The 7,115-nt window shown below is 61.1% G+C and carries 8 protein-coding genes; all 8 read right to left on the minus strand.

Going from position 1 to position 7,115, the window contains the following annotated elements:
• Positions 1–140: 140 nt before the first annotated feature.
• Positions 141–368 (minus strand): EexN family lipoprotein, encoded by a 228-nt coding sequence (locus C667_RS24855; RefSeq protein ID WP_083881277.1) that lies wholly within the window; start codon positions 366–368, stop codon positions 141–143.
• Positions 369–381: 13 nt separating this feature from the next.
• Complete coding sequence (locus C667_RS06235; RefSeq protein WP_004358735.1) at positions 382–1,308, minus strand: LysR family transcriptional regulator; 927 nt, start codon at positions 1,306–1,308, stop codon at positions 382–384.
• A gap of 197 nt (positions 1,309–1,505) precedes the next feature.
• A complete protein-coding gene (locus tag C667_RS06240; protein ID WP_245538435.1) occupies positions 1,506–3,524 on the minus strand; it encodes an esterase/lipase family protein in 2,019 nt (672 codons plus the stop codon).
• Positions 3,525–3,571: 47 nt separating this feature from the next.
• The gene (locus C667_RS06245) at positions 3,572–4,324 is read right to left on the minus strand and encodes an SDR family NAD(P)-dependent oxidoreductase (protein WP_004358739.1); all 753 of its coding nucleotides are present in this window, start codon (positions 4,322–4,324) and stop codon (positions 3,572–3,574) included.
• A gap of 49 nt (positions 4,325–4,373) precedes the next feature.
• Positions 4,374–5,330, minus strand: a complete 957-nt coding sequence (locus C667_RS06250; RefSeq protein ID WP_083881278.1) for a bifunctional enoyl-CoA hydratase/phosphate acetyltransferase — start codon at positions 5,328–5,330, stop codon at positions 4,374–4,376.
• The gene (locus tag C667_RS06255) at positions 5,327–5,791 is read right to left on the minus strand and encodes a universal stress protein (RefSeq protein ID WP_028840150.1); all 465 of its coding nucleotides are present in this window, start codon (positions 5,789–5,791) and stop codon (positions 5,327–5,329) included. Before C667_RS06255 ends, C667_RS06250 begins: the two co-directional genes overlap by 4 nt.
• Before the next feature lie 68 nt (positions 5,792–5,859).
• Positions 5,860–6,606: an acetoacetyl-CoA reductase gene (gene phbB / locus C667_RS06260; RefSeq protein WP_039920877.1), complete on the minus strand. Its 747-nt coding sequence runs from the start codon at positions 6,604–6,606 to the stop codon at positions 5,860–5,862.
• Between the two features lie 10 nt (positions 6,607–6,616).
• On the minus strand, positions 6,617–7,115 hold a 499-nt coding region (locus C667_RS06265), incomplete at its 5' end, for a phasin family protein (RefSeq protein WP_442478168.1).

Below are 7,115 nucleotides of genomic sequence, written 5' to 3' on the forward strand. Positions count from 1 at the left end.
CCGTTATGGCAGGAATTGAGGCTAAAAAAGCAGGAGTTCTTGCTGTAGCGAGGGCAATAAATGCGTTGCAACCACGAGCGCATTTCAGCGTGGCGAGGTAACGGACGGATTTTTCCAAAGCGAAGCGAGTGCGCGGGTGACTACCTGGGCTTCTGCTCCGGCCGATCACCGTAGAAACGCCGCTTTGCGGCTTCTGCGGCGCGTCGGCAAAGTTCATCATCGACCTTCGCGCGATCTTCCTTGCACAGGCGTTGAATCTCCTTGATGCGTTCGGGATTGGCTGTAAGCGCGTCTACCGTTTCCGAGAGTTGAGAGGGTCCACATGCAGTCAGTGTGGCAGCCAGCATCAGCAGCATCACCTTATGCATGGTTCCAATCCTTTCATCGGGTGGGTCGGATATTTTTGGCATTGCTCAGATTACCTGCCGAGTCAATGAAGGCCACTCGTTCAATGAACCGGGTCAACATTTCTGGAGTCTCCGCATCACGACGCAGCAGATAGGTTGTCAGCATCGGCGGTTTACCCGCCAAGGGTCGAGCCACAACACCAAGCTCGCGACTGGAGCTGATGTGCGCCGCGCCAGCCAGGCCCAAGGCCAATCCGGCGGAGACCAGAGTCATCATGAGGTCAAAGGTGGAAACGTGCTGGACTATCAGCGGCTCCTGCTCGTGCTTGCGCAGGATGCGCTCGACCTGACGTGCATGGCCTTCGCAGATTGCGGGATCGCCCAACACCAGCGGATAGTGCAGCACTTCCTCCAGCGGAACCTGCCTGAAGGAGAGCACGGGATGGCGAGCAGGTACTGCGACCATCAATTCGTCCTCCCAGGCAGATGTGGCCACGATGCCATCGCCCACATCATCGGCCATCGAAAAACCGGCATCGTATAGGTCATCGTGCAAGCCTTTGATCTGCTGGGCCAGCGGAACCTCGAATAATCGAACCTCGACCTCGGGGTCTTCTTCACGGCACTGCGCAAGCAGCGCCGGCAAGCGTGATGGCGTGATGCCATCGGACAAGGCAATGCGCAATTGCCCGTGATAGCCATTGGAAGCAGACCTGACGCTATCGCGGGCTTGCTCCAGCGCAGTAAAGATGCGCGGTACGTGTTCCAAGAGCAATCGACCTGCACGGGTCAGTTGCGTGCTGCGGGTAGTGCGAACGAACAGGCGCGCACCAAGTTCTTCCTCCAGTTCCTTGATGGTGCGAGACAGCGGCGATTGGTCGATGTGTAGCCGTTCAGCGGCACGAGCGAAATGAAGCTCCTCCGCGACAGCGATGAAACATCGAAGGTGGCGCAATTCCACTTATGCCCTTCCTAGCGTGTCAGATCGTCCACGTTCTATGGGGTGCGGTCTGATGCTTCATTCATATGAGCACACCAGGGACGCTGTCCCTCCGAACCGAAAGTGTCTCGGTTGCGATGCAAGCAGTCCAAATTGAATTAGAGAAAAGCTAGTGATATGTTACTCACTAAAGTATCAAAAAACAATGACTGAATCGATTAATAGGCGAGGCAAGTCCCCCTCCTTTCGGCGGGAGGAATATCTGCGATTGTCAACTGATGTCTTGCAATGTCTTCACGCAGGATTCGCCTGATCTCTGCGATTGACGCAGCGGTCTCCTGCACGCTGTGCCCGGACACGATGATCCTTTCCGATGCGGCCCCCTCCAGATGGGCACTTCTGTACGGAACCAGGCCGTCGTCGGAGTCCGCAAGAGAACCATCGGTGTTCTGCCTGGCGATAATCGAGTGATATGACACCCGATCCGAGATAGGAAGCTCTGCTGCGGCTTTGACAAAGGGATCCTTTTCGTCGAGCTGATCAATGCTGTTGGGAATGCGCTCCAGGAGCGTTTCCTGGGTTGTTCCCATGGTGTCGGCGCGAGCCGGAATGGCGCCAGCGAGCGCTTCCAGCAGCTTCAGCGGCAAGCGGACCAATCCGGCCACCCAGCGCCCAAACCCTTGGCCGGCAACCACGGTTCCACGGTGGGGCGTGGCGATGAATATCACCCGCTCAACACCTCGAAATGGCTGAAATTGCAGGAGAGGGTCAATTTTGGCGCGGCTCTTGCCAAGACGATCCAGATCGATCCTCGGATCCGATTCGGCCCATTTCAACAATTGCTGATCCGACGTGGAGACCATCAACCGCGCGAGCACTCCGCCCATGCTGTGCCCAACCAACACCAGCCCGTGTGAAGCTGCGGTTTTATCCTCCGGGTCGAAGTGATGCAAAGCGGCCAGCAGAACTTGTCGGATTGCCGCATGATTGGCTGGCAGCGGCATGTTCGTGGGGTAATAGACCTGCCAGACTTGGAAGGCGCACCGCAGTTCTTCGTCGGCCAGAAGTTCATTGGCCACGTTGACCCAAGCCTCGGGGCTGCTCGCCAGTCCATGCAGCATCACGATGATGCGCCGCTGTGGATCGAATGGCTGCATCAGATACAGGCGCGGCTGATCGATTCCACGGTCACGCCCAAGCAGACCCAACAACGATTGCCGATTGAACTCCGAGCGTGCCAGCCACAGACCATAGCCAGCTGTGAAATTGCCAGCCAGCGGAACGCGTTGCCCATGGAGCGACAAATAGTCTTGGACCAGCGGGTCATACACCGCAACGACGAGTTCGTGCGAGGCCAGCAGCTCCTCCATAGAGCGCACGTCGAAGCGGAGCACTACCGTCACGTTGGGGGTGGGCATTTCGTTCCAGGCGGTGGATTTCTTCGAAAAATCATCTCCGGTGGGTAACCCGTTGTGATTGGTTAACGACTGGGCATCGGTTACGGCCACCAGTTCAGCGCCCAGGCCATCCCTACGGTAGATGCCGCGCAGACCTTGGAATCTCAGTGCACTGGCAGGCAACAACTCACGCGGCATTGCCACGCCGTTCGGCAGGCGAGCATTCAGGTCAACTCGCAAAGCCCAATCACCCAAACGCAGCACACCTTTGGCCTTCACAGCCTTCGCATCCGGTGTCCCTTGGCGTACGCCAAACAGCTGTGCGACCGTTTTTTGTACTGCGTAGTTGTACCAGTCGCGCACCTGCGTCTGCCGCTCCTCAAACGCGCGTTCGCCGGGTACACGCCTGGTAAAGAAGAGATAGGCATACGCATACCGTGCCGTCTCGATCCAAGCTGAAGTGGAGGAGGATTCGGTGTAAGGAGCCGACATTGAAATGGACACGGCATGCTGCAACCAAAGCTCAGCCAGAGCCGATGTCTTGGTCTCTTCGTCCATGTCCTTGACTGCGGCTATCGCCGCAATACAAGCAAGTGAGGTGCTCTTTGCGCAGGCCCGTTCATCAATTTCGGCGACGCGGAGGGCCTGCACAGTCAACGCACTCAGTTTTCCCGTGCCGAGGACATCGCCCCGCCGTAGCGCAACGTATTCATCCGGTGCCATTGCGCGTACAGTCACAGAGGGCTTGAACTCGCTGACAATCGCGCAGCCGCCAAGTGCGAACACGGCAACGATCACGATCGACCACCGCAAAGAGAATGCAAAGGCCACCTGTCTCACACCTTGATGCTGCACCGGCGTTGCCGACCTCAGCCGCGACCGTAATTTCAAGCGGCGGTATAGCCGCCATCGACCACCAGCGCGCTGCCGCACATGTAGCTGGCGCCCTCGGAGAGCAGGAAGCAGGCAGCGTGGGCGATCTCTTCGGACTGGCCCAGGCGCCCGATTGCGTGCATGCCCTTGAGCGCCGCCAACGTCGCCTCGTCCAACACTTTGAGCAGCGGCGTATCGATATAGCCCGGGTGGATGGAGTTGATGCGGATGCCCTGCGCCGCGTAGGCCAGCGCCGCTGAACGCGTGAGGCCGGTGACACCATGCTTGGCGGCGACGTAGGCTGGGGCGGTAGCGCTGCCAACCAGGCCGAGGATGGACGACATGTTGACGATGGCACCACCACCGGCGGCCAGCATGGCCGGAATCTGCGCCCGCAGGGCATATTGAACACCAGAGAGATTGACGTCGATGACGTGCTGCCACTCGTCCGCCGCCAGTTCTCCCGCAGGTTTGAGCGTACCGCTGATACCGGCATTGTTGAATGCCAGATCCAGGGCGCCGAAATGTTCGAGTGCGCACTGCACCGCTGCTTGTGCGTCGTCGGGACGGGCGGTGTTGCCGGCGTGCGCCACGGCGCGGCCGCCGGCGGCGTCGATGGCCTCCACCACGCGCCGTGCGGCCTCAAGGTCGATGTCGGAGACAACAACCTGCACGCGGTTGGCGGCCAGCAGACGGGCCGTCGCCTCGCCGATGCCGGAGCCACCGCCGCTGACGATGGCGCTGTTGCCCTTGAAGCTGTATTTCATGGTGAAGACTCCATTTTGAAATGCGGGTTGAATCGGTGGCGCAAGCGCCTCACGGCGGCGCGGCGCGCCTGCGTTCGGCCAGCATGAGTGCAATGGCGCAGGACGCCAGGCGCGTGGTGCGCGAGTCGGAGCGGCTGGTGAGCACGATGGGCACACGCGCGCCCATGACGATGCCGGCGCTCTCGGCACCGCCCAGGAACTCAAGCTGCTTGGCCAGCATGTTGCCGCTTTCCAGATCAGGCACAACAAGCACGTCAGCCTGCCCTCCCACGGCCGACCGGATGCCCTTGACTTGCGCAGCCTCGGGCGAGACCGCGTTGTCGAAGGCCAGCGGCCCGTCGACTAGGCCCCCTGTGATCTGGCCGCGGTCGGCCATCTTGCACAGGGCTGCCGCATCCAGCGTCGAGCGCATGCGAGGGTTCACCGTTTCCACCGCCGCCAGGATGGCGACTTTGGGTTCGGCCACACCGATGACGTGCGCCAGATCGATGGCGTTGCGCACGATATCGGCCTTGTCCTCAAGCGACGGAGCGATGTTGATGGCGGCGTCGGTGATGATGAAGGGCCGGGGGTAGCTGGCCGTCTGCATGATGTAGCAGTGCGTCAAGCGGCGCTCGGTGCGCAGGCCAGCCTCGGGGGCCAGAATGGCGCCCAGGTACTCGTCGCTGTGCAAGCTGCCTTTCATCAGTGCCTGCACCTCGCCCTTGCCAGCCAGCCTGGCGGCGGTGGCCGCGGCAGCGTGGCTGTGCGGCACATCAACGATCTCACTGTCCCCCAGATCCAGCCCGAAATCGGCTGCAACGGCGCGCAGCTTGGCAAGCGGCGCCACCAGCACTGGCGTGATGATGCCGGCATCGCGTGCGTCCAGTGCACCGCCCAGGCTGAGCGCGTCGCAGGGGTGCACGACGGCAGTGCGCACCGGGGCCATGGCTTTGACATGGGCGATGAGACGCGCGACACCGCTGGGAGCAACGGCACTAACGTGTTCAGAAGTTTGTTCGTTCATGTGATTCCTTTGCGGTGCGGTTGGCGTACCAGCATCACGGGAACCGGCGCGATGCGCGCGATCTGCTCCGCGTCGCTGCCGAGCAGCAGCCGATCCACGCCGCGACGCCCGTGGGTGCCCAGGATGACCAGATCACACGCACTCGCCTCGGCCTGCTTGGCGATTTGTTCCGATACGCGCTCGGCACCGCTTTCAAGAAGCACCGTCTCCACGGCAAGTCCGTCCTGACGCAATCCGTTGGCGGCCTCATCCAGCAAGGCCTGGCCGGCCGCCATGAAGCGCGGACGGACGTCTTCCATATAGACCTTGGGACGTTCGAAGCCCTTGGTGTGATGAGCCGGCTCGACGACATGCAGCAGGATCACAGTGGCGCCACTCAGGTGGGCCAAGGCGCGCGCATGATCAAGGGCCAGAAGGGATGTAGGACTGCCGTCCAGCGGCACCAGAAATCGGGAATACATGGAACTCCTCCAAGAGCTGTGGACTGCCCGCGTTGGAAACCACCCGCTGGCGCCGCGGGTTCCCTGACTCATGACATGTGCTGGCCGCCGTTCATCGCCACGTTGCTGCCAGTCATGAAAGCAGCGGCCTCACTGGCTATGAAAGTCACCAGTGCCGCGATTTCGGCCGGCTGACCGAGGCGACCAACCGGAATCGCATCAACGATCTTCTGGCGTACGTCCTCGCGCACGGCCATCACCATCTCGGTGGCCAGATAACCTGGCGACACGGTGTTGACCGTTACGCCCTTGCGAGCCACTTCCTGCGCCAGCGCCTTGGTAAAGCCATGGACCCCGGCCTTGGCCGCCGAATAGTTGGTCTGCCCGAACTGGCCCTTGCTGCCATTGATCGACGAGACGTTGATGATGCGACCCCAGCCGCGCTCCAGCATCGGATCGAGGAAGGGTTTGGTGACGTTGAACATCGAGTCGAGGTTGGTGCGCAGCACGGCGTCCCAGCCGGATTTGTCCATCGTGCGCAAGGTTGCGTCGCGGGTGATGCCGGCGTTGTTCACCAGGATGTCAATACGATAACCATCGACATACATGCGCCGCGCCAACTCCTGCGCCGACTCGTAGTCGGACACATCCACCCCGTAGGCCGCAAATGCGTAGCCTTGAGCTGCTTGCGCGTGCTGCCACTGGTCAATCGTGGAATTGCCTGGCGTATGCGTGATGATCACGCGGTGACCGGCATCGTGCAGAAAACGGGCAATCGCAGCGCCCAGTCCCCGATTTCCTCCGGTCACCAAAGCCGTTCGTTGAGGGATGCTCATGGCAACCTCTTCACTTCTTGGCTTTGCCCTGGGGCGCAGTGGATGGCGCGGTCCAGGGCTGCGCCCATTGCTGGCAAAGCTGGGAAAAAGAGGCTGTGTCACCACTGGCGCCGAATGCCCCGGAGACGGATGCCTGCCAGGCTGAGAGCGATTGGCGCAGGCCATCGGCAAAGACTGCCTGGCTTTTGGCGGCGACCTGGCCGACCGCTTGGGTATCGCCCATGCGGCCCTGGGACAGGCGCCAGAACACCTCGGTCGGCAAGGTTGCGAGCGCCTGCCAGTCAGCCGCCTGTTGGAGGTTCTGGATGCGCGAGGTGGTCTCCAGCATGCTGCCAGCGCTGAGCTGTTGCATGGCTTCTAGCCAATGATGCCCGCTTTCTTGCAGCAAGCGGGTGATCTGAAGCTGCAGTTCGGCATTGGCCTTGTTGTTAACGGCGGTCGATTCCCGCACAAATCCGGCGTCCACCGCCGGCACGGCACAGCATGACCTTGATCTGGTGAGCGGATAG

Source organism: Thauera phenylacetica B4P, from assembly GCF_000310225.1.
Lineage (GTDB): Bacteria > Pseudomonadota > Gammaproteobacteria > Burkholderiales > Rhodocyclaceae > Thauera > Thauera phenylacetica.